The sequence below is a fragment of the Marinobacter profundi genome (genome assembly GCF_002744715.1).
In the GTDB taxonomy this organism is placed as follows: domain Bacteria; phylum Pseudomonadota; class Gammaproteobacteria; order Pseudomonadales; family Oleiphilaceae; genus Marinobacter; species Marinobacter profundi.
Genome location: NZ_KZ319369.1, coordinates 264,007 through 288,068, shown reverse-complemented (window position 1 = coordinate 288,068; position 24,062 = coordinate 264,007). Strand labels below are relative to the sequence as shown.

Annotated in this window: 24 protein-coding genes; 11 read left to right on the top strand and 13 right to left on the bottom strand. The window is 60.3% G+C overall.

All coding sequences use genetic code 11. The features are described from left to right. Window positions 1-159: 159 nt before the first annotated feature. The 9 genes from CLH61_RS06870 to CLH61_RS06830 all read right to left on the bottom strand — a co-directional run bounded on the left by CLH61_RS06870 (window position 160) and on the right by CLH61_RS06830 (window position 10,983). Window positions 160-561, bottom strand: coding sequence for a ribonucleotide reductase subunit alpha (locus tag CLH61_RS06870; RefSeq protein WP_099613962.1), 402 nt, complete (start codon window positions 559-561; stop codon window positions 160-162). Window positions 562-614: 53 nt separating this feature from the next. Next, complete coding sequence (locus CLH61_RS06865; protein ID WP_099613961.1) at window positions 615-992, bottom strand: putative zinc-binding protein; 378 nt, start codon at window positions 990-992, stop codon at window positions 615-617. Window positions 993-1,039: 47 nt separating this feature from the next. Beyond that, window positions 1,040-1,789 (bottom strand): Crp/Fnr family transcriptional regulator, encoded by a 750-nt coding sequence (locus CLH61_RS06860; RefSeq protein WP_099613960.1) that lies wholly within the window; start codon window positions 1,787-1,789, stop codon window positions 1,040-1,042. Between the two features lie 156 nt (window positions 1,790-1,945). After that, window positions 1,946-2,752, bottom strand: coding sequence for a peptidylprolyl isomerase (locus tag CLH61_RS06855; RefSeq protein ID WP_099613959.1), 807 nt, complete (start codon window positions 2,750-2,752; stop codon window positions 1,946-1,948). Window positions 2,753-2,816: 64 nt separating this feature from the next. After that, window positions 2,817-3,494: a respiratory nitrate reductase subunit gamma gene (gene narI / locus CLH61_RS06850; RefSeq protein WP_099614212.1), complete on the bottom strand. Its 678-nt coding sequence runs from the start codon at window positions 3,492-3,494 to the stop codon at window positions 2,817-2,819. Between the two features lie 23 nt (window positions 3,495-3,517). Further along, on the bottom strand, window positions 3,518-4,258 hold the full coding sequence (gene narJ / locus CLH61_RS06845; protein WP_099613958.1) for a nitrate reductase molybdenum cofactor assembly chaperone: 741 nt from the start codon (window positions 4,256-4,258) through the stop codon (window positions 3,518-3,520). A 10-nt stretch (window positions 4,259-4,268) separates the two neighbouring features. Then, complete coding sequence (gene narH / locus CLH61_RS06840; RefSeq protein WP_099613957.1) at window positions 4,269-5,846, bottom strand: nitrate reductase subunit beta; 1,578 nt, start codon at window positions 5,844-5,846, stop codon at window positions 4,269-4,271. After that, entirely contained in the window at window positions 5,843-9,586 is a 3,744-nt protein-coding gene (locus tag CLH61_RS06835; protein ID WP_099613956.1) for a nitrate reductase subunit alpha, read from the bottom strand. The genes narH and CLH61_RS06835 overlap by 4 nt, the downstream gene beginning before the upstream one ends. 125 nt (window positions 9,587-9,711) lie before the next feature. After that, window positions 9,712-10,983: an MFS transporter gene (locus CLH61_RS06830; RefSeq protein ID WP_099613955.1), complete on the bottom strand. Its 1,272-nt coding sequence runs from the start codon at window positions 10,981-10,983 to the stop codon at window positions 9,712-9,714. Window positions 10,984-11,184: 201 nt separating this feature from the next. Between CLH61_RS06830 and CLH61_RS06825 the strand changes: the two genes are divergently transcribed. The 5 genes from CLH61_RS06825 to CLH61_RS06805 all read left to right on the top strand — a co-directional run bounded on the left by CLH61_RS06825 (window position 11,185) and on the right by CLH61_RS06805 (window position 16,285). Beyond that, the gene (locus CLH61_RS06825; RefSeq protein WP_099613954.1) at window positions 11,185-13,044 is read left to right on the top strand and encodes a histidine kinase; all 1,860 of its coding nucleotides are present in this window, start codon (window positions 11,185-11,187) and stop codon (window positions 13,042-13,044) included. 35 nt (window positions 13,045-13,079) lie between these two features. Then, window positions 13,080-13,739: a two-component system response regulator NarL gene (gene narL / locus CLH61_RS06820; protein ID WP_099613953.1), complete on the top strand. Its 660-nt coding sequence runs from the start codon at window positions 13,080-13,082 to the stop codon at window positions 13,737-13,739. A 68-nt stretch (window positions 13,740-13,807) separates the two neighbouring features. Beyond that, window positions 13,808-14,305: a ubiquinone anaerobic biosynthesis accessory factor UbiT gene (gene ubiT, locus CLH61_RS06815; RefSeq protein ID WP_099613952.1), complete on the top strand. Its 498-nt coding sequence runs from the start codon at window positions 13,808-13,810 to the stop codon at window positions 14,303-14,305. A gap of 382 nt (window positions 14,306-14,687) precedes the next feature. After that, window positions 14,688-15,359, top strand: a complete 672-nt coding sequence (locus tag CLH61_RS06810; RefSeq protein WP_099613951.1) for a hemerythrin domain-containing protein — start codon at window positions 14,688-14,690, stop codon at window positions 15,357-15,359. A gap of 212 nt (window positions 15,360-15,571) precedes the next feature. Next, on the top strand, window positions 15,572-16,285 hold the full coding sequence (locus CLH61_RS06805) for a succinate dehydrogenase iron-sulfur subunit (protein WP_099613950.1): 714 nt from the start codon (window positions 15,572-15,574) through the stop codon (window positions 16,283-16,285). Window positions 16,286-16,356: 71 nt separating this feature from the next. On the opposite strand, the gene CLH61_RS06800 is transcribed toward CLH61_RS06805, so the two are convergent. Then, window positions 16,357-16,548, bottom strand: a complete 192-nt coding sequence (locus CLH61_RS06800; RefSeq protein WP_099614211.1) for a DUF488 family protein, N3 subclade — start codon at window positions 16,546-16,548, stop codon at window positions 16,357-16,359. Window positions 16,549-16,942: 394 nt separating this feature from the next. Here CLH61_RS06800 and pqqA point away from each other — a divergent pair, with 394 nt between their 5' ends. The 6 genes from pqqA (at window position 16,943) to CLH61_RS06770 (ending at window position 21,071) form a co-directional block, all read left to right on the top strand. After that, window positions 16,943-17,029: a pyrroloquinoline quinone precursor peptide PqqA gene (pqqA, locus tag CLH61_RS18675; protein ID WP_099613949.1), complete on the top strand. Its 87-nt coding sequence runs from the start codon at window positions 16,943-16,945 to the stop codon at window positions 17,027-17,029. An 81-nt stretch (window positions 17,030-17,110) separates the two neighbouring features. Then, the gene (gene pqqD / locus CLH61_RS06790) at window positions 17,111-17,404 is read left to right on the top strand and encodes a pyrroloquinoline quinone biosynthesis peptide chaperone PqqD (RefSeq protein WP_099613948.1); all 294 of its coding nucleotides are present in this window, start codon (window positions 17,111-17,113) and stop codon (window positions 17,402-17,404) included. Continuing rightward, the gene (pqqE, locus tag CLH61_RS06785; RefSeq protein ID WP_099613947.1) at window positions 17,373-18,506 is read left to right on the top strand and encodes a pyrroloquinoline quinone biosynthesis protein PqqE; all 1,134 of its coding nucleotides are present in this window, start codon (window positions 17,373-17,375) and stop codon (window positions 18,504-18,506) included. The genes pqqD and pqqE overlap by 32 nt, the downstream gene beginning before the upstream one ends. A 105-nt stretch (window positions 18,507-18,611) precedes the next feature. Beyond that, window positions 18,612-19,118 (top strand): urate hydroxylase PuuD, encoded by a 507-nt coding sequence (locus CLH61_RS06780; protein WP_099613946.1) that lies wholly within the window; start codon window positions 18,612-18,614, stop codon window positions 19,116-19,118. Next, the gene (gene serC / locus CLH61_RS06775; protein WP_099613945.1) at window positions 19,118-20,209 is read left to right on the top strand and encodes a 3-phosphoserine/phosphohydroxythreonine transaminase; all 1,092 of its coding nucleotides are present in this window, start codon (window positions 19,118-19,120) and stop codon (window positions 20,207-20,209) included. Before CLH61_RS06780 ends, serC begins: the two co-directional genes overlap by 1 nt. Beyond that, on the top strand, window positions 20,202-21,071 hold the full coding sequence (locus CLH61_RS06770) for a beta/alpha barrel domain-containing protein (RefSeq protein WP_099613944.1): 870 nt from the start codon (window positions 20,202-20,204) through the stop codon (window positions 21,069-21,071). Before serC ends, CLH61_RS06770 begins: the two co-directional genes overlap by 8 nt. On the opposite strand, the gene selD is transcribed toward CLH61_RS06770, so the two are convergent. Genes selD through ubiU form a run of 3 tightly spaced genes read right to left on the bottom strand, consistent with a single transcriptional unit; the run spans window position 21,061 to window position 24,017 of the window. Beyond that, window positions 21,061-22,098 (bottom strand): selenide, water dikinase SelD, encoded by a 1,038-nt coding sequence (gene selD / locus CLH61_RS06765; protein WP_099614210.1) that lies wholly within the window; start codon window positions 22,096-22,098, stop codon window positions 21,061-21,063. The two genes, CLH61_RS06770 and selD, sit on opposite strands and share 11 nt — an antisense overlap. A 17-nt stretch (window positions 22,099-22,115) precedes the next feature. Then, window positions 22,116-23,009, bottom strand: a complete 894-nt coding sequence (locus CLH61_RS06760; protein ID WP_099613943.1) for a U32 family peptidase — start codon at window positions 23,007-23,009, stop codon at window positions 22,116-22,118. A 12-nt stretch (window positions 23,010-23,021) separates the two neighbouring features. Next, window positions 23,022-24,017 (bottom strand): ubiquinone anaerobic biosynthesis protein UbiU, encoded by a 996-nt coding sequence (gene ubiU / locus CLH61_RS06755; protein WP_099613942.1) that lies wholly within the window; start codon window positions 24,015-24,017, stop codon window positions 23,022-23,024. Window positions 24,018-24,062 lie beyond the last annotated feature (45 nt).

Below are 24,062 nucleotides of genomic sequence, written 5' to 3'. Positions count from 1 at the left end.
TGAACACCACACACGCCCGGTATCTTAGGCCCGTTGCTTTACAAACGGATTGATATTTCTCATTGGCGGTCGGTTAATAAGTACAGCCTAGACGATCGTGAGGAAAATCAAATACCTCTTACTGGATAACTCCTCTTTGTGGCGGGCGTCAGCGGGCTCTCAGCCCAGCGCCAGCGCCTGGCCGCGACTGTCCAGCGGCAGATAGTTACCCAGGTGCCCCAGGCGGATGGACTCCACCATCATGGTCAGCGGCTGCTGGGCTTCATCGGACGAAGGCTTCATGCCGCCACGTCCGGACATCGCGGCCACAAAAACCACGTCCCAGTGCTGGCCGGTTTCCCGGGACTCTGCCACCAGGGCATCAAAGTCCGTCACTTCGTCGGGTGCCTTGTCGACACACACCACCGGTGTCAGGGCGCCACCCTCGCCCCGCTCGAAACCCGCCTTCTCCTCGTCCGAGGCGTCGTCTGGCAACTCGGCCCGGCAGAATACAAACAGCAGGCGCTGGGGTTCGCTTTGTTCGGCAACCGCTTTCATCAGGTCGGCATAGCTGGAAATCATGGTACTCATCCTGGTTATCAGGTTGGGGAAAGAGGTGCGAAGGGGTGCCGGGGTTATTCGGCATCCCCGGTGATGTCCCGGCATTCCAGGATCATCTGGCAGACCTCATCAACAGCCTCGCTGTCATAGCTCTGGCCGTAATGCTTTTTGAAGCCGTGTTCGTAAAGACGGACATGCTCATCGGGCTGGACTCCGATGTTTTCCAGGCAGGCCCGGGCGCAATGCAGCGGGCAGCCGTCGATCACCGTGATGTGCCGGCCGGACTGGGCGGTCTTGACCAGCGCCGGGACCTTGCCGCCAACACCTGAGATACAGGACATTTCGAAGTCGCCGGCGTGATCCAGCTGCACTGCGGCGTTGTTGGCCAGCTGGGCAACATCCGAGCACCCGGAGCAGGAATAGATCAGCGGACGCTGTTTTCGTGCTTTCACAGAACCTCCACAGGGGGTGAGGCCGTTGCGACCTCACCGTGTCTGAATTACTGGCTGATCTGGATCAGCCGGCCGGGGTCCGGGATGAACAGGCGGCTGCGATTAACCCGGATCAGCCCGTTGGATTTGAGATCGGCCAGGATTCTCGAGAAGGTTTCCGGCTGCATTGCCAGCCGGGAAGCCACGAGGCACTTCGGCAACGGCAGTTCGACCTCGCCGGAGTGTTGCGGCCCGTCGGGAAGCAGGTCGATCAGGTATCGGATCAGCCGGTCACGGGCATTCTGGACCGTCATGATTTCCAGATCATGAAACCGCGATACCGCACGCATCGCATAATGGCGCAATGCCACCTGGGCATAGGGCGGATGTGCTTCCAGCAGCTCCTGGTAAGCCCGGACCGGGATCATCAGCACTTCGCTGGCTTTCAGGGCCTCGGCGTAACAGGCATAGCGGGGGGGATCCGCGTAGATCATGACCTCGGCAAAACAGTCACCGGGCGCGAGGCTGTCGAGGGTGCGGTCTACCCCCGACGAATCCAGGCGATAGAGCCGCAGGCGCCCCGAAATCACGAAGAAGAAGTGATGCGCCGGCATATCCTGGCGATACAGCAGCTGATGGTTACCCAGACGAATCTGACGGGACTGCTGCAGCACCTGGTCCAGGTGCTCACTACTCAGCTCGGCAAACAGTGGATGCTGGCGCAGGGACAGCAACTTGTCGTCGTCTTCAAAAGGCTTGTTCGCCGCGACCAGTACCGGCTTGGTATAACGCGACCCGATGGATTGTATAAGAGCCATGATCCGCTTCCCCACTATTAATGCATTTTATATGTTGCTTTAATAGTAAAACGATAATGGTCAAAAATCGCTCCCTCCTTGGAGGTAAACACCGGGTATAACACCTGAAACATGATCCAAGTCAAAAGTTGCACTCTGCACCCAATCAGGCACGGGTTACTGCATTAACGGGGAGTCCGGCAGTTCCAGGTCAACGCCTTCCACACCGGTTTCCGCAGCCAGTACCTGCAGATACTGCCGGAACGCCCGCCGGGTGACACTTTCACTCAGGAACTGGCGAATCTGTGGCTTCACATGCTCATAGGGCAGCTGCTCGCCATCAATACGCTGGTCCACCCGCACGATGTGCCAGCCATAGCGGCTCTCGATCAGTTCGGGGCACAGGCCTTCCCGCAGACTCAGTACCGGGCGCTCAAACTCTTCTACCGTCTGGCCCTTGCTGATCTGTCCCAGACTGCCACCCTGATGGCGGGATTCACAGGCCGAATACTGCCGGGCAAGCTCGTCAAACCGGGAGCGGCCATCCAGCAACCCCGACAACAACTGGCGTCCAGCCTCTTCCTGGCGGATCCGTTCCTGGACGTCATCCGGCGCGGCCGCGAGCAGAATATGGCTGACTGCCATCAGGGTCGGACTGCGGAAGCGGGCCGGATTGGCGTCATAGAACCGCTCGCAGTCTGCCTCGGTGGGATCCGGAACCTGTAGTTCCAGCTCCAGGACACGGGCAATACGATCTTCCTCGTCCATTTCATCCGACAACTGGAGGCGGTTGGCCTGTTGCAGCAGGAGTTCCCGGATCACCAGGCTTCTGGCGGCATCGTGCCAGGCCTGCGCGACTTCCTCTGCCGGGTGGTGCTGCATCTCGCGGGCAATATCTTCCTCGCCGATCAGGGTCTCGCCTACGGACACCGGAGGGAACTGGTTTCTGGGTTTTTCGGCATCGCCGACGGGGATCAGTTGCATGATGTTTGCCTCTGGGTCACGGGGACAGATCTGAAACCTGTCCCCTTGTTGGAAACGCCGGTCATTACGCCCGCTTGCGGACCACCTGATAGCGGCGGCCGAAGTACTCCAGCGGAACGCTCAGCATGTGTACCAGACGGGTGAAGGGGAAGAGCACAAAGATGGTCAGGCCCAGGAAGATGTGGGTCTTGTAGATCCAGTGCACGCCCACCAGGTGATCGGCAACACCGCCCTGCAGGGTGAAGATACCCTGTGCCCAGGCACTGAAGCGGAGCATGGTGCTGCCATCCAGGTGGCCCAGGGTGGGCAGGATGGTGAGCAGGCCGAGCGCCAGCTGGATCACCAGGATCACGATGATCATGTTGTCAGCAAAGGTGCTGCTGGCCTGAACCCGCGGATCGGTCAGCCGGCGCCAGGCCAGCATGCCACCACCGATCAGCGCCATGACGCCGGCGATGCCGCCAACCACAATGGCCATCACCTGCTTCTGACCCGGAGTGATAATCCACTCGTAGGCCCAGTGCGGGGTGAGCAGGCCCACCAGGTGGCCAAAGAAGATCACCAGCACGCCCACGTGGAACAGCACCGACGCCAGCACCATGTTCTTCTTGCGCAGCATCTGGCTGGAGTGGGCTTTCCAGGTGAACTGACCGTGGTCATAACGTGCCCAGGTACCGACAAACAGCACGACGAGGGCAATGTACGGGTAGATCCCGAAGAGCAATGTATTGAGATAGGACATCATTTCAGTTTCCTCCTGCGCCCTCAGGCGCGCCCTGTCTGACGGGGGGCGGCATCCGTCATCAGCTTGTCACTCAGGTGAATGGTCTGAACCTGCTCCAGCTCCCGGCGGCGCTGGCCAACAACATTGCCGGTGCTGCAGGAACTGCCCTGGTCATCCACAAACTTCACCATTTCCTCTTCCCAGACCTTGTCCAGGGCCTCCGGGGTATCATCCCGCTCTTCGGCCGCGACAATCCGCGCCAGTTCGCGACGATCCGGTTGCCGTCCGGCAAGCACCAGCAGGCTGTCCATCAGCACGCTGTACATGCTTTCGCGCTGGAACAGCCGCTCCGCCAGCAGGCCGAGGATATGGTGAATATCCTCCAGCCAGCCGGTGACCTCCTCCTGCGGACGCAGGGAGAGGTACTCAAGGAACAGGGGCAGATAGTCCGGCAGCTCCTTGGCGTCCAGCTCCAGGCCAGCCGCCTCGTACTGGGCCATCAGGTCGACCATCGCCTGACCACGGTCACGGGACTCGCCGTGAACGTGCTCGAACAGCAGCAGGGAGGTTGCCCGGCCACGGTCAAAGGTGCCGACATATTCCTCCTGCAGGTCCAGCAGATCCCCCAGGCAAAGCCGGTCGATGCAACTTAGCAGCTGCTGCTTCCGGTCCCGCGGCAGGTGGGTGTCTTCCAGTACTACCGCGGTCAGGGCATCGTGGGACGCCTGCAGTTCGGCTGTCGGGTAATCCAGCAACCGGGCAATCACTTTCAGCAGAATCATGATGCGCTCCTTATTCCTGCAGCTGTTTCGGGTCGACCTGTTTCACGGTGGCCAGCTTCTGCACCATGCTGGTGGTCTGCTTCTTGCCTCCGAACAGGCTGAACTCGCTGTCGCCGCCGCTGCAGCCATCGCCGAAGCTGAAGCCGCAACCGCCGCGCTCGCCGTAGGCGGTAGCGTCCGGGAAGGCTTCCTTTGCCAGCTCACGGTGGCTGGTGGGAATCACGAAGCGATCCTCGTAGTTGGCAATGGCCAGGTAACGGTACATTTCGTCGGCCTGGGCCTTGGTCAGGCCGGCTTCCTCAAGGGCGCGCAGGTCTTCCTTGCCTTCCACGGTCTCGGCACGCTTGTACAAACGCATCGCCATGATTCGCTTGAGGGCACGGACGATGGGCTTCTCATCGCCGGCAGTCAGCAGGTTGGCCAGGTACTTGACCGGAATACGCAGGCTCTCGATCTTCGGCAGTACGCCGTCGAACTCGATCTTGCCGGCCTCTGCCGCAGACTGGATCGGGCTCAGCGGCGGCACGTACCAGACCATGGGCAAGGTGCGGTATTCCGGGTGCAGCGGCAGGGCCAGTTTCCAGTCCACCGCCATCTTGTACACCGGGCTTTCCTGGGCAGCCTTGATCACGTTCATCGGAATGCCGTCTTTCTTCGCCTGCTCGATCACTTTCGGGTCGAACGGGTCGAGGAAGATTTCCAGCTGTTTCTCGTACAGCTCGTGCTCGCCCGGGGTGCTGGCCACTTCTTCGATGCGATCGGCGTCATACAGCAGAACACCGAGGTAGCGGATCCGGCCGACGCAGGTCTCGGAGCATACGGTGGGCATACCGGCTTCGATCCGCGGGTAGCAGAAGATGCACTTCTCGGACTTGCCGGTCTTCCAGTTGAAGTAGATCTTCTTGTACGGGCAGCCAGAGACACACATCCGCCAGCCGCGGCACTTGTCCTGGTCGATCAGCACGATGCCGTCTTCTTCACGCTTGTAGATGGCACCGCTCGGGCAGCTGGCCACACACGCCGGGTTCAGGCAGTGCTCGCACAGGCGCGGCAGGTACATCATGAAGGTGTTCTCGAACTGGCCGTAAATATCCGCCTGCACCTGGTCGAAGTTCTTGTCCTTGCGGCGCTTGGCGAACTCGGTACCGAGGATTTCTTCCCAGTTGGGACCCCATTCGATTTTCTTCATGCGCTCGCCGGAGATCAGCGAGCGGGGCCGGGCAATCGGCTGGTGCTTGCTGTCGCCTGCGGTATGCAGGTGCTGGTAATCAAAGTCAAACGGCTCGTAATAGTCGTCGATTTCCGGCAGGTCCGGGTTGGCGAAGATATTTGCCAACACCCGGAAACGACCACCGATGCGGGGGCGGATCTTGCCGGAGCTGTCGCGCATCCAGCCGCCCTTCCACTTGTCCTGGTTCTCCCACTCTTTCGGGTAGCCGATACCGGGTTTGGTCTCGACGTTGTTGAACCATGCGTACTCCATGCCTTCCCGGCTGGTCCAGACGTTTTTGCAGGTAACTGAACAGGTGTGGCAACCGATGCACTTGTCCAGGTTCAGCACCATGCCGACTTGGGAACGGATTTTCATTTCACTGCCTCCTGTACATCGTCGTTACCTTCGCCATCGAGCCAGTCGATGTTATGCATCTTGCGCACCACCACGAACTCGTCGCGGTTCGAGCCAACGGTGCCGTAGTAGTTGAAGCCGTAGGAGTACTGGGCGTAGCCGCCGATCATGTGGGTCGGCTTCGGGCACACCCGGGTTACCGAGTTGTGAATACCGCCCCGGGTTCCGGTGATCTCCGAGCCCGGAATGTTCACGATCCGCTCCTGGGCGTGGTACATCATCACCATGCCCGGCATCACCCGCTGGCTCACCACCGCCCGCGCCGCAATGGCGCCGTTGGCGTTGAACAGCTCGATCCAGTCGTTGTCGGCCACGCCGATTTCCCTGGCGTCATCCTCGCTCAGCCACACGATGGGACCACCGCGGGACAGGGTCAGCATCAACAGGTTGTCGCTGTAGGTGCTGTGGATACCCCACTTCTGGTGCGGGGTGATCCAGTTCAGCGCCTTCTCCGGGTTACCGTTGGGTTTGGCGCCCAGCAACGGTGTCGCTGCCTTGGTATTGATCGGCGGGCGATACACCAGCAGGCTTTCACCGAAGGCACGCATCCACTCGTGATCCTGGTAGAACTGCTGACGGCCGGTCAGGGTACGCCAGGGGATCAGCTCGTGGACGTTGGTATAGCCCGCGTTGTAGGACACGTGTTCGTCTTCCAGGCCTGACCAGGTCGGGCTGGAGATGATCTTGCGCGGCTGTGCCACGATGTCGCGGAAGCGGATCTTTTCCTCTTCCTTGTTGGTCGCCAGGTGGGTGTGATCCAGCCCGGTCATTTCCGACAGCGCCGCCCAGGCCTTCACCGCCACCTGGCCGTTGGTTTCCGGCGCCAGGGTCAGGATCACTTCCGCCGCATCAATGGCCGACTCGATCTTCGGGCGACCGGCGTTGGCACCCTCCAGATGGGTATAGTTCAGCTCCTTCAGGAAGTTGACTTCCTTCTCGGTATTCCAGTTGATGCCCTTGCCGCCATTACCCAGCTTGTCCATCAGCGGCCCAAGGGAGGTGAAACGGGCGTAGGTGTTCGGGTAATCCCGCTCAACGGTGATGATGCTCGGCGCAGTCTTGCCGGGGATCAGCTCGCATTCGCCTTTCTTCCAGTCCTTCACATCGAACGGCTGGCCCAGCTCGGCGGGCGCATCGTGCAGCAGTGGCAGGGTAACCACATCCTTCTCGACACCCAGGTGGCCCTCAGCTGCCCTGGAGAAGGACTTGGCAATGCCCTTGTAGATTTCCCAGTCGCTACGCGCTTCCCAGGCCGGATCAGTGGCAGCGGTCAGCGGGTGGATGAACGGGTGCATGTCCGAGGTATTCAGGTCGTTCTTCTCGTACCAGGTGGCGGTCGGCAGCACGATGTCGGAATACAGACAGGTGGTGGACATGCGGAAGTCCAGGGTGACCAGCAGGTCGAGCTTGCCTTCCGGCGCCTCGTCGTGCCAGGTAACCTCGGTTGGCTTGGCGCCGCCTTCGTGGCCCAGGTCCTTGCCCTGCAGGCCGCTCTTGGTGCCGAGCAGGTATTTCAGCATGTATTCGTGACCCTTGCCGGAGGAGCCCAGCAGGTTCGAACGCCAGATGAACATGTTGCGCGGATGGTTCTGCGGTGCCTCCGGATCCTCACAGGCAAACGCCAGCGAGCCGTCTTTCAGGGACCGGGTGACATAATCCGCCACCTCCATTCCGGCTTTCTCGGCTTCGGCCGCGATGGTCAGCGGGTTGCGGTTAAGCTGCGGCGCTGACGGCAGCCAGCCCATGCGCTCGGCACGCACGTTGTAGTCGATCAGACTGCCACCGAATCTGGACTTGTCTGCCAGCGGCGACAGGATCTCGTCGACCCCCAGCTTCTCGTAGCGCCACTGGCCGGAGTGGGCGTAGAAGAACGAGGTGGAGTTCATGTGACGGGGCGGACGCTGCCAGTCCAGGCCGAAGGCCAGCGGCTGCCAGCCGGTTTGCGGGCGCAGTTTTTCCTGGCCAACGTAGTGGGCCCAGCCACCACCGCTCTGGCCGATGCAGCCACACATGATCAGCATGTTGATCAGGCCGCGGTAGTTCATGTCCATGTGGTACCAGTGGTTCATACCAGCACCCACGATGACCATGGAACGGCCCTTGGTCTTGTCGGCGTTGTCCGCAAACTCACGGGCAATGCGGATCACTTTCTCGGCGGGTACGCCGGTGATCTTTTCCTGCCAGGCCGGGGTATAGGGCTTCACTTCGTCATAGGAAGTGGCGCCGTCATCGTCACCCAGACCGCGGCTGATGCCGTAGTTGGCAACCATCAGGTCATAGACCGTGACCACGCGGCCCTCGGAACCATCCGCCAGCTTGACCTTGCGGGTACCCAGCTTGTGCTTGAGGATGTCCTTGATCTCGACGTGCTGGAAATGGTCGTGCTCGATGCCGCCAAAATACGGGAAGGCCACATCCACCACTTCGTCGTGCTTCTCGACCATGGACAGCTGCAGATTGACATCGGAGCCCTTGGCGGTCTGCTTCAGGTTCCACTTGCCCTTCTCACCCCAGCGATAACCGATGGAGCCGTTCGGAGCGGTCAGTTCGCCAGTGCCCTCGTCAATGGCGATGGTTTTCCATTCCGGGTTGTTCTCTTCGCCCAGTCCATCCACCAGGTCGCTGGCGCGCAGGAAGCGGCCCGGCACATAGCTGCCGTCGTCCTTTTCTTCCAGCATGACCAGGTACGGCATGTCAGTGTAGCGGCGCACGTAGTCGGTGAAGTACTCACTCGGCTTGTCGACGTGGAATTCCTTGAGGATCACGTGGCCCATGGCCATGCCCAGAGCAGCGTCGGTGCCCTGTTTCGGGTTCAGCCACTCGTCGGACAGCTTGGACACTTCCGCGTAGTCCGGCGTGATGGCGACGGTCTTGGTGCCCTTGTAGCGGACTTCAGTGAAGAAGTGGGCATCCGGAGTCCGGGTCTGGGGTACGTTGGAGCCCCAGGCGATGATGTAGCCGGAGTTGTACCAGTCGGCGGATTCCGGAACGTCGGTCTGCTCACCCCAGGTTTGCGGAGAGGCCGGCGGCAGGTCGCAGTACCAGTCGTAGAAGCTCATGCAGACGCCACCGATCATCGACAGGTAGCGACTGCCCGCCGCGTAGGAGACCATGGACATGGCAGGAATCGGAGAGAACCCGATGATGCGGTCCGGGCCATGCTGCTTGGCAGTGTAGACGTTGGCGGCACCGATCAGCTCGTTAACCTCGTCCCAGCTCGAGCGCACGAAACCACCCATGCCACGACGGGGCTTGTACTCGGCGGTCTTGGCCGGATCCTCCACGATGGACGCCCAGGCTTCCACCGGGTCGTTGAACTGAATTCGGGCTGCACGCCACAGCTTCATCAGATGCTTGCGCATCAGCGGGTATTTCAGGCGGTTGGCGCTGTACATGTACCAGGAGTAGCTGGCTCCCCGGGGACAACCGCGGGGCTCATGATTGGGCAGGTCCGGACGGGTACGGGGATAGTCAGTCTGCTGGGTTTCCCAGGTCACCAGGCCATTCTTGACGTAGATCTTCCAGCTGCAGGAGCCGGTGCAGTTGACGCCGTGGGTGGAGCGCACGATCTTGTCGTGCTGCCAGCGCTGGCGGTAGCCGTTTTCCCAGTCACGGTTGACGTCATGGGTTTCGCCGTGGCCGTTGGCGAACGGCTCGCGCTTCTTCCTGAAGTAGGTAAGTTTGTCGATCAAATGACTCATGGTCTCTCTCTCCGTCTGCCGGATCGTTTCTCCGATTTAAGACCATTGTGTGGGATGAAAACCCTGAAATCTGCGTGGTTACCCCGAGATAACCGCTCTCTACCACCTTGGTGATACGGAGCGGGTCAGGCCCGCGGGGACAGCAGTGACTGGCGCTCGGCGGAGCGGGCGACGCGGGTGAACAGAAGCAGGCAGGCTGCCAGGATGGCAAAGAGAATCATGAAGGCCGCACTGGGCACTCCAAGCAACTGATTGACCAGTGCAAACACCACTGGCAGCAGAAACGCTACCGAACACGCGGACAGCAGCAGCATGCCCGCCGCAAATGCGGTGGCGCCGGGATTCTGGTCAACCATCATCCGTAACAGCGCCCCCATGGCACATCCCATGGTGGCCCCAAGTACCACCACAAAAAGCCGTTCAACAGGCAGGGGCAAGGCAAACTCCAGCTGGATGATGCCCTCGACACCACGAACCAGCAGGGTCATCTCGGGATAGGACAGCACAAACAGCGCCACCAGGCACACCATCAGCGCCCGTGACACCACCCGGGCAACCCCGAAGTGGTCCGCCAGCCCGCCACCGGCAACCTGCGCGAGCGCACCGGGAATGACAAACCACTGTGCCAGGCGGGCAACATCATCCACCGGCAGTTCAAACCGGGACGTCAGGAAATCCGGCAACCACAGCGCCACCGCAAAAAAGCTCCCGGCAACGCTGCCAAAATAGAAACACAGCCGCCAGATACGCCAGTGCCGCAGTCGCGCCAGTAACTGGCGGGGGGACGTTTCGGTCTCCGGTGCGGCGCTGGCGTCGGGATTGTCGGTCAGCAGCAACATCAGCACCATGACCAGCAGCAGGACTATCAGGTAGGCCAGTGGAATAGCCTCCCAGGCGAAGGCCTGATAGAGCAGCGGCACCACGTAGTAATTGAGCCCGGCCCCGATCACGCCCGCGCTGAATACCCCCAGCACCAGGCCGACATGGTGCCGGGGGGTATGACTCATGACAAACTGCAACCCGGCGCTATAGAAAGCCGCCGTCAGCCCCAGCCCGCAGGCGGCGACGAGGTAGCCGGCATAGGAAGTAACGGCAATCAGCAACAGCATGCAGGCCGACAGCCCTGCCAGCGCCCAGATCATCACCCTCCGCGCCCCGAGCGCTTGCGCAATCAGTCCGCCGGGAACCGCGAGCACGGCACCGACCGCCATGGGCATTGCCAGCAATAAACCGAACTGCAACCCGGTTAACTGCAGCGCCTCCCGTAAATGGAAGCCGGCAACGGCAAACAGGGTCCAGCATCCGGCTGCAATAATAAAACCGGTGACTGCCAGCGGAAGCACCACTGCCAGTGAATTTGCCCTGTCTTCATCATCTCGGTTTGGATCTGACTGCATTGTACTACCCGATAATTAGCCACCGTTGAGTGTCCGGCTTTGCCCTGCCAAGGGTCAAAGACTATGATGGGATATTGCCTATCGGGGTAATTGACTATCCTCAAGGGGGTATACGGCCTATGTTTAATGCCGCAAAATCGCAGCTTTGGCCTCCACCAGCCGGGGCAACCCACAACGACTCTTGATGATGAACCGTTTCCGATGAAATCCCGCAGCCCGCTGGTTAACCGAATCGCCATTGCCGTTGGTGCCGTTGTAATCACGGCGGTGGTCAGCATGGCGACCACCCTTGCGGTTTCGAAAAGCATTGAAGGTAATGCCACGGCCATCAACCTGGCCGGTTCCCTGCGCATGGGTGCCTTTCAGTTATTGGCATCTGCCATGAGCCCGGCACGGCTGGGCTCCAACGGCGCGCAGCTGCAGCAAAAGCTGGCGGATTATGAACAGCGGCTCTCACACCAGGGCATTATGCGGACGGTGCCGGAATCCGACGACCACCCGTTAACCCGGGAATATCGTGAGATGCTGCGGATCTGGCAGCAGGAGCTGCGCCCGGCGCTGCTTTTACACACCAGCGGTACACCGGTGACCGACCAGTTGCTCACCATCACGGAGGAGTTTGTCACCCAGGTGGACAACCTAGTCAACCTGCTGGAACAGCGCACCGAAGCCCGCATTGACCTGCTCCACCTGATCCAGATCGTCAGCCTGGTGTTCTCCATCCTGATCATCGTGGCACTGTTCCATGACCTGAAAAACCGCGTGCTGCGCCCGCTGCGCAAGCTGGTGGACATCGCCATTGCGGTGGGCGAGCAGGACTTTTCCCGCAAGGCCAACCTGAAAGGCTCGGACGAGCTGTCTCGCCTTGGCCAGGCTTTTGACCAGATGACCAGCGAGCTGGCGCTGAGCTACTACGAACTGGAAGCCGAAGCCCGCGACAAAACCCGCGAGCTGGAAAAAAGTCACGCCGCGCTGGAGCTGCTGCACAACGCCAGCCGCAAACTGTTTGCCAACCATGACCTGTGTAACGGTGCAGTACCCATGTTGCAGGAGCTGGAAAAGCTGCTGGGCATCGGGCCTATCCGGCTGTTCCTCCATGACCGCCATTCCGCCGAACCGGTAGAAGCATTGAGCACCTCGGTCAAGGAGCGCCCCTTCTATTGCCGTGACCACCAATGCAACGCGTGCCTGGTGACGCCGGAGCAATACGACGATCTGCCGGTGGAAGGCAATGACGGCCGTCGCCTGCTGTTGCCGATTCGCACCCCCGGCCAGCTGCTGGGCACCCTGGAGGTCTGGTATCCGGCGAATGAAGGGCTGTCCCAGACCGCCCGCCGCCTGCTGGAGACCCTGAGCGACCAGCTTGCCACCGCGATTTTCCTGGAGCGCCAGATCACCGAAGAGCAACAGCTGACCCTGGCCGAGGAACGTACCGTGATCGCCCGTGAGTTGCACGACTCCCTGGCCCAGTCACTGTCCTACCTGAAGATGCAGGTGGCCCGGTTACGCCGGCTGGATATCAGCGGTGACCACAAGCCGGCCCACGACGCCATCCTCGAGGAGCTCAGCACCGGCCTCAACAGCGCCTACCGCCAGTTACGGGAGCTGCTTACCACCTTCCGCCTGAAGCTGGATACGCCGGATCTGCGGACGGCGCTGCAGCAGACGGTCAACGAGTTCTCCGACCGGCTGGGCTACCCGGTACAGCTGGACTACAACCTGCCACCGCAGACCATCTCCCCCAACGAGGAGATTCATACCCTGCAGGTGATCCGGGAGGCGCTGGCCAATGCCGTCAAACACGCCGAGGCGACGGAAATCGTCGTCCAGGTCCGGTTCGAATCCCCGCGGGTCTGTGTCCGCATCCTCGACAACGGCAAGGGCCTGCCGGGGGGCGATCAGCCGCTGCAACATTATGGCTTGATCATCATGCAAGACCGCGCCCGCACACTTGGTGGTAACATTTCTATCCAGAACCGTGACACGGGCGGTGTGGAAGTGGCCTTCAACTTTGTACCGAAGAGTCGCCACCTGATCACCACCGAAGCGATCAACACCTGAATAACGACAAGCTGACCAACAAGATGAGAGGAACCATGTCCGAATCCCCCGCGAGCATTCTGCTGATTGATGACCACCCGCTGCTGCGGCAGGGAATCAAGCAACTGATCGAAATGGAAGATGACATGGAGGTGCTGGGCGAGGCCAGTAACGCCACCGACGGTATCCGGCTGGCGACCGAGCTGGAACCGGACCTGATCCTGATGGACCTCAACATGCCGGAGGTCAACGGCATCGAGGCACTGAAGAGGCTCCGCGACCTCAACATCAGCTCGCGGATTGTCATGTTTACCGTCTCCGACCACGAGGATGATGTGGTAGCCGCGCTGCGGGCGGGTGCCGACGGCTACCTGCTCAAGGACATGGAGCCGGAAGACATGATCAAGCAACTGCATCAGGCCGCCGTTGGCAAGATGGTCATCAGTGACCGGCTGACCACCCTGCTGGCAGAGGCGCTGCGCTCCCAGAAGCCCCAGCAGGCGGTACAGCCTGACTTTGCCAGCCTGACGCCGCGGGAAAAAGACATCCTGCGGCTGATCGCCGAAGGCCTGTCCAACAAGATGATCGGGCGCAAGCTCGACATCAGCGACGGCACCGTGAAAGTCCACGTCAAGCACCTGCTGAAGAAGCTGAACCTGCGCTCGCGGGTCGAAGTGGCGGTTTGGGCAGTGGAGGAAGGCCTGCACAAGGGCTGAGTTATATCAAATCGTTGTCGCCGGTTTTGCCTTACTCTGGGCAGGTTACTGACCGCCCGGAGTAAGCCATGGCATTTTCATTACCTTCCGTTGCATCCTTAAATGGCCCCCTCACCGCACAATCACTGGCCGTACTGAAAGAGTACCTGCCCTCGCCGGTGCCTGTACTCGGCGCCATTGACCGCAGAATCCCGATGCCACTTAAACAACTTGCTGCGGAAGCGCCACTTAACCGGCTGTTTGCCCGGGCCATTGCCGACGGTGAATTCGATGATTTCGAGAACCGCCGGGTCCGGCTCGAAATCACCGGTGGCCAACCCGGTATCACCATCGGCTTCTGGGCCGGCAGGCTGCGTGTTGTCGATGGCCCGGGCGAAGCCACCATCCGGGGGTCTCTTGCCGCCTTCCGAACCCTGGCCGAACGGCGGCAGGATCCGGATCAGTTGTTCTTCCAGCGCCGTCTGGTCATCGAGGGAGATACGGAACTGGGACTGGGGCTGAAAAACCTGCTGGATAGCCTGGAGTGGAATTTCAGCCCCCGGAAACTATTATTTCCACGGACCTGAGTCTATTCCACGGGCCTTAGCCGGCAGGCTCTCAAACTTAGTCTGACCACCAACCGACAGCGATAGACCCAGACTGGCCTGCCTTGCCAACACGCCATTCATGCAGTGGCAGGCAGCCGGCGTCACTTCAGCGTTGATGTCCGCGATTAACGACCTCTTGATGTCGGCGCCTCTCTCGCCGAAATTTTGCGCGATTGGATTTGCACTCCTCCCGAACCAGGTCCAGCCACTTCAAGTGCTGAGCCCAGATCTCGTCTTTTATGTGCTCCGGCTTGTGACACGTCATCAGCATTCCCTCCCACGGCAGGAAAATGAGAATTATTCTTGACATCACATAAAATGTATTTAGGATGAATGTTAAAGTAAGAGAGGAGGGTGAGCAATGAACTATCAGGATATTCTTGGGCGCTGCAGCGAAACCACTGTTGCTCAACTGGCTAGCAGATGCCCGCAAACGCTCGACGTGTTCCGCCGATACGCGCCCCAAATCGACGATCAACGTGAGGCCACCATCGACATGGTTGCTTCCATTGCCGATGTCGAACCAGAGCAGTTGTGTCAGGAGCTGTTTGATACCGTCATGGAGCAGACATCCATCGAAGAACTGGACACTGACGTACTATTGGAACTCATACTGAGGGGCTACGATGCCGCACATCTGGCCAAGCTGCCCGAGCTTCACCGACTGGCCCGCAAGATTGAAGCCGTTCACAGGGTAAGCCCGGAGGTGCCGAAAGGCATTACCCTCGCCATCAAGAATCTGGAGTACACGCTCCGGGATCACATTGAACGGGAGAACACTTACGTACTGAATCAGATGATTCATGACCAGCCGCCCCGGCCAGAAACACCAATCGCACAGATGAATGAAGAGCACTCGGTCATCAAACGGCAGCTGAAAAAGCTCCGCGAAATGACCAGCAACTACCGCGCGCCGGATTACGCCTGTCGCTCCTGGAAGCGATTCTACCGGGAGCTGAAAGCGCTGGATTTTCGGCTGTCTGAGCAAATTTACCTGGAACGGGATGTGCTGTTCCCGCGCTTCCAGTTCTAACGGAAAGGTTCGAAATGTATTAGTCGGGCACCGTCAACATGCACCGGCTGCATCACCCCCGGTCAGGCCGGGGGTAATGTTTCAACGGGTACTTCTCATACACCCGGATGAGTGCCTGCCGAATGGTCACTCTCCACTACGACAATCACCCAATCTGCTAATCTGACATTAGACGCATACGAAGAATGCATGAAATTCCAGGAGGTAGCAGAATGTCGACCTTTACCGTTCGCTTGTATCGTTACAACCCGGAACAGGATGACACCCCCTACAACCAGGATGTCCAGGTTGACGGCGAATTCCGCAATCGCATGGTTCTCGATGTCCTGGAACATCTGAAAACCCGGGACGTTACGCTCGCCTTCCGCCGCTCCTGCAGGGAAGGTGTCTGTGGTTCCGACGGGCTCAACATCAATGGCCGTAACGGCCTGGGCTGCATCACACGGGTGGAGGATGCTCTCGGCAAGAAGGATATTCTTGAGGTCCGGCCATTACCCGGGATGCCGGTTATACGGGACCTGGTCGTAGATCAGTCTCTGTTCTTCAAGCAATATGCCCGGGTACAGCCCTGGCTGATTAACGACAGCCCGGAACCTGCCATTGAGCGCCTCCAAAGTCCGGAAGACAGAGCGAAGCTGGATGGGCTCTACGAGTGTATTCTTTGCGCTTGCTGCACCTCGGCATGTCCCTCCTGGTGGTGGAATCCGGAAAAGTACATTGGCCCCTCCGGCCTGCTTCAGGCCTATCGTTTTCTGGTGGACTCGCGGGATACCGCCACCAGAGAGCGGTTAGCAAAGCTGGAAGATCCCTTCAGTGTATTTCGTTGCCGGGGTATCGGTAACTGCACGGCATACTGCCCCAAGGGACTCAATCCCATGAAAGCCATTGGTCATATCAAAGCGATGCTGGTTCGGGAGCAGGTCTGATATCCCCGATTGAGACCGGGAAAAGGAGAAAGATCAGCCAGCACCAGCCAACGTCTTACCCCCGGAAAACATCACAGATATCCTTCAAGGGCAAAATCCCGCAGCGCGACCGCGTTGTTATGTTCGGTGTCCTTTGCAGCATACACCAGCGTTATGCGCTTGTTTTGATCAATCAGTTGCCGGAATGTGGCCAGATCCTCTGCGGCGGCGTCGGCCTGGAGTTCTTTCAGGTAACGGTCGCGAAATTCCGCCCAGAAGTTGATTCTTCAGCCTACGCCCGGATGTCGCGGGTTTCAAAAAGTCTCTGGTCTTCGGGTAAAAGCAAGTGGTCTGAATCCAACGTCGCACCACATATCAAAAGCTTATCGATGTACCCTTCCCTCTGACGTGTCCCGCTTTCGGAACTGGCGCTGCGAATCACCCTTGCCGTCATCCCTCTTGATAACAATCAATTTCTCTACTTCTTAAAATACCGACTGGCAGGATTCACAGAGAACCCGACAGGCCATCACTGGAAAAAACCGCAAAATTACGACCAAAGTGCAACATTTTTAGACCGAATGCACCATTTATCCGCCACTTTCATGAGCCCTAAAGTGACTGTGAGCGCGCACACTTCTCGCCTCATAACATTCATTACAAATACAGGACACTGCCATGAGAAACGATTCCAAGTGGATTGATCCGGATTTCAAAGACCTGAGACTGGGCTTTGAGGTGACCGCCTACGTCTACGTCCGCTAACCCCGCGGGGCGGCGCCGTGGCCGGCCATACGCCGCGGGGCCGCGCTGTCGCCCCGCCCCACCAACCCGGGAGACATACCCATGGCTGACTCAAACAATCACAACAGCCTGCCCCGATTCCGCATTGCGCCGGTCTTTATGTTCCGGTGGGAAGAGTCCCAGCAGGCCTTTGTCCTGATGTACCCGGAGGGCATCGTAAAGCTGAACACGACTGCCGGCGAAATTCTTAATCGCTGCAACGGGCTCAACACTCTCAGCGATATTGTTCTTGAGCTTTCCGAACTCTTCTCCGAGCAACCCGACTTCATCGAACCCCGAGTTCGCCAGTTCCTGGAGGTGTGTCATGGCAAAGGCTGGATCCAATCTGAATCTTGATGGTCAGGGCAACCCGGTGTGGCTGCTGCTGGAATTGACCTACCGATGCCCGCTCAAGTGTGCATTCTGCAGCAATCCGACCGACCTGGCCGCCCACCCGGACGAACTGACGACCGCCGAATGGAAAAGCGTGATTCGTGATGCCCGCGACATGGGCGCCATGCAGATCGGTTTTTCAGGGGGTGAGCCCACGTTGCGCAAAGACCTTGAAGAGCTGGTAGCAGAGGCAAACGCGCTGGGTTACTACACCAACCTGATTACCTCCGGCATCGGCCTTACCCGAAAGCGCCTGGAAGACCTGAAACAGGCCGGACTTCGTCATATCCAGCTCGGGTTCCAATCCAGCAATCCGGAAACGGCCCACTGGCTGGCCGGGGTGGACTGCTACGACAAAAAACTCCGCATCGCCCGGGAAATCAAGGATTTGGGCTTTCCCATGGTGCTGAATGTCCCGATTTCCAGCCTTAACATCCACCAGGTGCCCGAGATTATTGCGCTGGCAGCCGACATCGGCGTGGAGTACCTGGAGCTGGCCAACGTCCAGTACTACAACTGGGCGCTGGTAAACCGGGATCAACTGATGCCCACCCGGGAAGCCCTGGCGATGGCCGAGGCCCAGGTGGCCGACGCCCGCAAACAGCTCGGCGACCGGATGACCATTTTCTTTGTCATCCCGGATTACTACGAGGGCCGCCCCAAGGCCTGCATGAACGGCTGGGGCAGCATTCACCTGACCATTGCGCCCGATGGCATGGTACTGCCCTGCTCGCAGGCGCGCACACTGCCGGGGCTGCACTTCCCGAACGTGCGCGACCATGACCTGGGCTGGATCTGGCACCAGTCGGAAAGCTTCAACCGGTATCGGGGTGATGACTGGATGAAGGAGCCCTGCCGAAGCTGCACTGAAAAAGAACACGACTTTGGCGGTTGTCGCTGCCAGGCCATGTTGCTGACCGGCGACGCCGCCAATGCCGATCCCGCCTGCAGCAAGTCGCCCCACCACCACCTTGTTCGCGAAGCCGTGGCCAGGGCAGGTGCAACCCGGCAGGACCACAGGATGCTGATCGCCCGTGATGCCGGCTGGCATCCCACGGAGGGCTGACATGAAACTACCTCACGACTCGCTCGCAGGAACGCTCCTCGCAGGCATCACCCTGACTGCGATCCTCTACCTGCTGACCGGCGCCTGGCTCCAGGCAGGTTTGTCATGAGCTGGGCGCTGGTGGACATTGCACTGCGCTGGCTGCACATAGGGTTTGCCCTGATCTGGGTCGGCCACAACTACGCCAATGTGGTTAAGACACCGGTATTTGTGCCGCTGCGGCTTGATCCGGACGACAACGGCCAGCGGTCGTCCGACCTGACCCGGCGCATGCATCAGGAACATGGCACATTCCGCTATGCCTCACTGGTGGTGCTGGCGTCGGGCGCGTTGCTGCTCTGGCAGCGCGGCATTCTCGCCGACGCCCTGTTACTGCAGGGCCACCACGTCGTCATTGGAGTCGGCGCCTGGATCGGCATTGTCATGGTGCTGAACCTGTGGCTGGTGCTCTGGCCACACCAGAAAAAAGTACTGGGTTTCGTAGCGGCGCCGGCCGCCGAACGGGTGCGCTGTTCACGGATTACCTTCCTGTCCTCCCGCACCAACACCATTCTCTCAATGCCGCTGATTTTCTTCATGGCGGCCGGCAGCCACGGCCTGGCAGTGTTCTGATGAGGGGCACCGGCAGACTCTACAACTTTGCAGCGGGACCGGCGACGCTACCGCCGGAGGTGCTGGCAAAAGCCAGGGAAAGCCTGGGCGACTGGCAGGGGCTGGGCTATTCCCTCCTTGAAACGCCCTTCAGCAGCGACGAATTCATATCCCTGATGGAGACCACCCGGAACCAGATCAAAAGCGCACTGGCGCTGCCGGATGACTACCAGGTGCTGTTGCTGCAGGGTGGCGCCTCGGCCCAGTTTTCCCTGGTCCCGTTGAACCTTCTGCCCGCAACCGCCACCGCCGGCTATGTGGAAACCGGCCACTGGTCGACACGGGCATTTGAGGAGGGGCGCCGATACGCTCGGGCGCGCCTGGTGGCCAGCAGCCGTACCAGCCAGTTTGACCGCATTCCTCCGGTCGACCACTGGGCGCTGTCCGACGATCTTCAGTACTGCCACATCACGTCCAACGAAACCGCCAACGGGGTGCAGTTCCACGCCGACCCGAGCTGTGGTGACATCCCGCTGGTTGCGGACATGACCTCCGACTTCCTGTCGCGCCCGGTGGACATCCGGCGCTATGGCCTGATTTACGCCGGGACCCAGAAGAACCTGGGACCGACCGGTCTGGTTATTGTCATCATCCGTGACGATCTGCTGGACAGGGCACGACCGGAGACCCCGACGGTATTCAACTACCAGCGACAACTGGAACGGCAGAACCGCGTCAATACGCCATTGATGTTTGCCGTTTACCTGGTGCATCTGATGCTGGACTGGCTGACGGAACAGGGGGGGCTGACCAGCATCCATGCCCGCAATATCGCTCAAAGCCGGGCACTGTACCGCGTTATTGATGAAGACGACTTCTTTCAGTGCCGGGTGCTGCCGGGGCACCGCTCGATGATGAACGTATGCTTCGGCCTGGCCCGACCGCAGCTGCAACAACGGTTTGTGTCCGAAGCGGCTGACCGCGGGCTGCTCAACCTTACCGGGCACAGCCACGCTGGCGGACTCCGGGCCAGCCTGTACAACGCCCAGCCCGATGCTGCAGTCGCGGCGCTGGCGGCCTTCATGACCGACTTCCGCCAGCGCTATGGCTAAATCACTGCCCCTGCCAACCGAAATCCGGGAGCAGGCATTCCGGGCCGCCTGCGACCGGGCCAGCGAGCCCCGGCTTGCCTGGCGCCGCCTGGCACTGGCCGCCAGCCCCGCCCACTGCATGGGCCTGGTGTTCCCCAATCGCCTGGGTATCGCTGCAGGGTTTGACCGCCAGGGGATACTTGGTCGCGCTGCCGGCAACCTCGGGTTTGGCGCCATTGAACTGGGCAGCTGGACGCCGCATAACTGGCCGGAGCCCGTCCTTGCCAGTCACCCCGCCCCCCTGCTCGATACCCGGCTGGGCATTCGCCTGGCGGCCATCACACCGGAATCTGCCGCACAGGAAACCCGTCAACTGGCACGCCTTATCGAACGGGCATGGCACACCGCAGACTACCTGTCGATTGCCCCTGAATGGCTAACGGCAGCGGTTCCCGCTCAGCAACGTTACGCCAGCCTGCGCGCATTGCGGACGACTCAGCAGGCGCTGACCCTCCAAACCGGCAAAAGCTGCCCGATTGTCTACAAGCTTCGGCTCATACCCGGCCGGGGGGATGCGCTTACTCTCGTCCGCGGTCTTGCCGACCAGGCGGTTGATGGCATTCTGCTTTGCTTCGACTTTGGCAAACCGTTCACCGCTGCCCACTATCGCCGCTGGCAGGACCGGGAATTTCAGGCCACCACCTGCCGCATCCTTGAGGCCTGCAGGCGGCATCTCACCGGCGCTACGGCGCTGCTGACCAATGGCGGCGTGTACTGCCGGCAGGACTACCGGGACAGGCTGCAGGCCGGGGCAGACCTGGTTCAACTGCACAACGCCCTGGTGTTCGAAGGGCCCGCTATCGGCTGGCAGATCAGTCCGTAATGCGGATCAGCGGCTCCGCCGGAGATCGGTCACAGAGCTGCCCCAGCGGGTTCAGCTCGAGCCCCTGAGTACTGGCCACGCGCTCAAAGGCCTCACGATGTTTTTCGGCAACACAGACCAGCAGGCCGCCGCTGGTCTGGGGGTCACAGAACACAATCTTGTTCCGCTCGGACCAGCCGTCAATGTCGCCCCCGAATGCTGCGGCATTTCGATGGGTGCCTCCCGGTATGCAGTCCGCCCCGATATAACCGTCGAGATTCGGCAGCAGCGGCACCAACCCACCTCGCACGATCGCGCCGACGCCGCTACCACGACAAACCTCAAGCAAATGCCCGGCAAGGCCAAATCCGGTCACGTCGGTCATGGCATGAACACCCTCAACGGCGGCAAATGCCTCACCGGCCTTGTTCAGGGTGCACATGGTCGCGACCGCTGCCGCCAGGTCGGCGTCTCCGATACGACGTTTTTTGATTGCGCTGGTCAAGATCCCGACACCAAGGGGCTTGGTAAGGTAAAGAAGATCGCCAGGCCGGGCGGTATCGTTACGGACAATCCGGTCGACCGGCACCTGACCGGTTACCGCGAGGCCAAAAATGGGTTCCGGGGAATCAATACTGTGACCGCCAGCCAGGGCTATTCCCGCATCCGCGCATACGGCCCGCCCCCCTTCGATGACCCGGGATGCAATCTCCGGAGCCAGCCGGGTGATCGGCCAGCCCAGTATCGCCAATGCCATCAGAGGCTTGCCCCCCATGGCATAGACGTCACTGATTGCGTTTGCCGCGGCGATCCGGCCGAAATCAAACGCATCATCCACCACCGGCATAAAGAAATCCGTGGTACTGATAATGCCTAGCCCATTGCCGGCATCCAGCACCGCCGCATCGTCCCGGCTGGCGTTGCCAACCAGCAGCCGCGGGTCGTGATAATCCGGGATAGCGGAGTGAAGAATCCGCTCCAGGACATCCGGTGCAATCTTGCAGCCACAACCCGCACCGTGACTGAACTCTGTGAGCCTTGTCGACAGCGTATTATTCACTGCCCTCACTCCCCGACCAGATCCATGCCTGGCTTGCCGTACCAGTAGCCATTGCACGGTGGCGCTTCGACAAGGGCCAGGGGGTCGGTCTCCGGAGCCTCGCCCCGGCGTACCTGATCAAACCGTCTGACCACCTCGTCCATGCCCTGGTGTTCCGGGCTCAGGCGCACTGTGCTCACCCCCATGCGCGCCATATCCGGCAGTTCCCGCATCAGGTCGTAGCGCGAGCCGGACAGGGTCGATATGCCATTCAGGCGGAACAGCTCCTGGCTTTCGCGGGAACGCAGCTCCATGCCATCCGGATGTTCGAGGCAGCGGAACTCGCAATTGTCCTTCGGCAGGTTGTAGTGACGGGCGGTGAAACAACGGGACGACCAGGCCAGGGGCAGGAAGCCCCAGGAGAAGACTTCTGCGGGCAGGTCCAGGCCTTCCTGGTCCAGTTCTTTAATAAGCTGTGCCAGGGTGTCCTTGCCCAGCTCCACCGGCAGGTTCCAGCCCTGCAGCCCCTGCTTTGCCAGAATTTTCAGGGTGGCAGTGTTGTAGATGTTCATGGACGGGCCGGTGATAAACGGAATGTGATTCCGGATGGCCACCTGCAAGGCACTCTGGTCATTGGCTTCGACCAGAAACTCATCCTGTTCACAGAACCGGCGCAGCCGGCGCAGGTCAGCCTCGGATTCAATCAGTGTCAGGGTGGAGAGCACCACGTTCTTGCCACAGGCTTTGAGATCCCGGGCCAGATCCAGCCAGTCATCCGGCTTCAGTTCGCGGCGGCGGGAACACACCACTTCACCCAGATAAATGGTGTCCACCGGCCACTCGGCAGCCCTGGCGTAGAAATCGATAACACTTTGCTTGGACCAGAACCACAGAATCGGGCCCAGGGATAACTTCATCATGATCGCAGAACCTTATTTCCACTTGCGATGGTAGGCGCCGATGGTGGTCAGGCCGCCTTCGGAAAGACCGGACAGGGTATTGCGCCACTCCGGCGCCACCGTGAACATGCCGGGATGGGCACCCAGTTGATCCAGCGCCCGACGCCAGGTGCGGGCCACATCAGCAATGTAGGACGGGCTGCGCTGACGGCCTTCGATTTTCACCGCGCTGATGCCCAGCTCCTGCAGTTCCGGCAGCAGATCCATGGTATTCAGGCTGACCGGCTCTTCGATGGCGTGGTACACGCTGCCCTCCACTTCGAATCGGCCCTTGCACAGGGTGGGATAACCCGCGTTCTCACCGGGGCCGTAGCGATCGATCAGCACGTCGTTCAGGCGCGATTCCAGCCCTTGCGGGGTTTCCTGCCAGCGCACAGCCTTGGCCGGGGAGCAGGCACCACGGGTATTGGGGGATTCGTCGGTCAGATAGGAAGACAGATAGCAGCGGCCCTCGGCCATGATGCACAGGCTGCCAAAGGCAAACACCTCCAGCTCCACCGGGCTGTGTTTGGCGACACCCCGTACCTGGTCAATGGACAACACCCGGGGCAACACCGCCCGACGGATATCGAAGTTGTCTTTGTAGAAAGCCAGGGCTTCATGGCTGGTGGCCGACCCCTGCACCGAAAGGTGGCGCGCAATGTGGGGGTACTTGTTGGCGGCGTAATCCAGCAGCCCCATATCCGCCAGGATGATGGCGTCCACCCCGATCGCCGCCGCCCGGTCGACCGCGCCCTTCCACTGCTCCCAACCATCCGGCTGCGGGTAGGTATTGATGGCACAGAACACCCGGCTACCTTTGGCGTGGGCATACTCGATACCTTCAGCGGCACGCTTGTCATTGAAGTTCAGGCCGGCAAACTGGCGGGCATTGGTGCTGTCGCGGAAGCCGAGGTAGACCGCATCGGCGCCGTTATCAACAGCCGTTTTGAGGGCCGGAAGACTCCCGGCCGGACAGACAAGCTCCATACTTTCTGCTCCACAATCAGGGTATTGGGTACCCTAACCGGACAG

Bases quoted from the DNA above. Each gene is read 5' to 3' on its own strand.
- CLH61_RS06870 (WP_099613962.1), bottom strand. From the start codon at position 561: ATGATTTCCAGCTATGCCGACCTGATGAAAGCGGTTGCCGAACAAAGC.
- CLH61_RS06860 (WP_099613960.1), bottom strand. From the start codon at position 1,789: ATGGCTCTTATACAATCCATCGGGTCGCGTTATACCAAGCCGGTACTG.
- CLH61_RS06855 (WP_099613959.1), bottom strand. From the start codon at position 2,752: ATGCAACTGATCCCCGTCGGCGATGCCGAAAAACCCAGAAACCAGTTC.
- narI (WP_099614212.1), bottom strand. From the start codon at position 3,494: ATGTCCTATCTCAATACATTGCTCTTCGGGATCTACCCGTACATTGCC.
- narJ (WP_099613958.1), bottom strand. From the start codon at position 4,258: ATGATTCTGCTGAAAGTGATTGCCCGGTTGCTGGATTACCCGACAGCC.
- narH (WP_099613957.1), bottom strand. From the start codon at position 5,846: ATGAAAATCCGTTCCCAAGTCGGCATGGTGCTGAACCTGGACAAGTGC.
- CLH61_RS06835 (WP_099613956.1), bottom strand. From the start codon at position 9,586: ATGAGTCATTTGATCGACAAACTTACCTACTTCAGGAAGAAGCGCGAG.
- CLH61_RS06830 (WP_099613955.1), bottom strand. From the start codon at position 10,983: ATGCAGTCAGATCCAAACCGAGATGATGAAGACAGGGCAAATTCACTG.
- CLH61_RS06825 (WP_099613954.1), top strand. From the start codon at position 11,185: ATGAAATCCCGCAGCCCGCTGGTTAACCGAATCGCCATTGCCGTTGGT.
- narL (WP_099613953.1), top strand. From the start codon at position 13,080: ATGTCCGAATCCCCCGCGAGCATTCTGCTGATTGATGACCACCCGCTG.
- ubiT (WP_099613952.1), top strand. From the start codon at position 13,808: ATGGCATTTTCATTACCTTCCGTTGCATCCTTAAATGGCCCCCTCACC.
- CLH61_RS06810 (WP_099613951.1), top strand. From the start codon at position 14,688: ATGAACTATCAGGATATTCTTGGGCGCTGCAGCGAAACCACTGTTGCT.
- CLH61_RS06805 (WP_099613950.1), top strand. From the start codon at position 15,572: ATGTCGACCTTTACCGTTCGCTTGTATCGTTACAACCCGGAACAGGAT.
- pqqA (WP_099613949.1), top strand. From the start codon at position 16,943: ATGAGAAACGATTCCAAGTGGATTGATCCGGATTTCAAAGACCTGAGA.
- pqqD (WP_099613948.1), top strand. From the start codon at position 17,111: ATGGCTGACTCAAACAATCACAACAGCCTGCCCCGATTCCGCATTGCG.
- pqqE (WP_099613947.1), top strand. From the start codon at position 17,373: ATGGCAAAGGCTGGATCCAATCTGAATCTTGATGGTCAGGGCAACCCG.
- CLH61_RS06780 (WP_099613946.1), top strand. From the start codon at position 18,612: ATGAGCTGGGCGCTGGTGGACATTGCACTGCGCTGGCTGCACATAGGG.
- serC (WP_099613945.1), top strand. From the start codon at position 19,118: ATGAGGGGCACCGGCAGACTCTACAACTTTGCAGCGGGACCGGCGACG.
- CLH61_RS06770 (WP_099613944.1), top strand. From the start codon at position 20,202: ATGGCTAAATCACTGCCCCTGCCAACCGAAATCCGGGAGCAGGCATTC.
- CLH61_RS06760 (WP_099613943.1), bottom strand. From the start codon at position 23,009: ATGATGAAGTTATCCCTGGGCCCGATTCTGTGGTTCTGGTCCAAGCAA.
- ubiU (WP_099613942.1), bottom strand. From the start codon at position 24,017: ATGGAGCTTGTCTGTCCGGCCGGGAGTCTTCCGGCCCTCAAAACGGCT.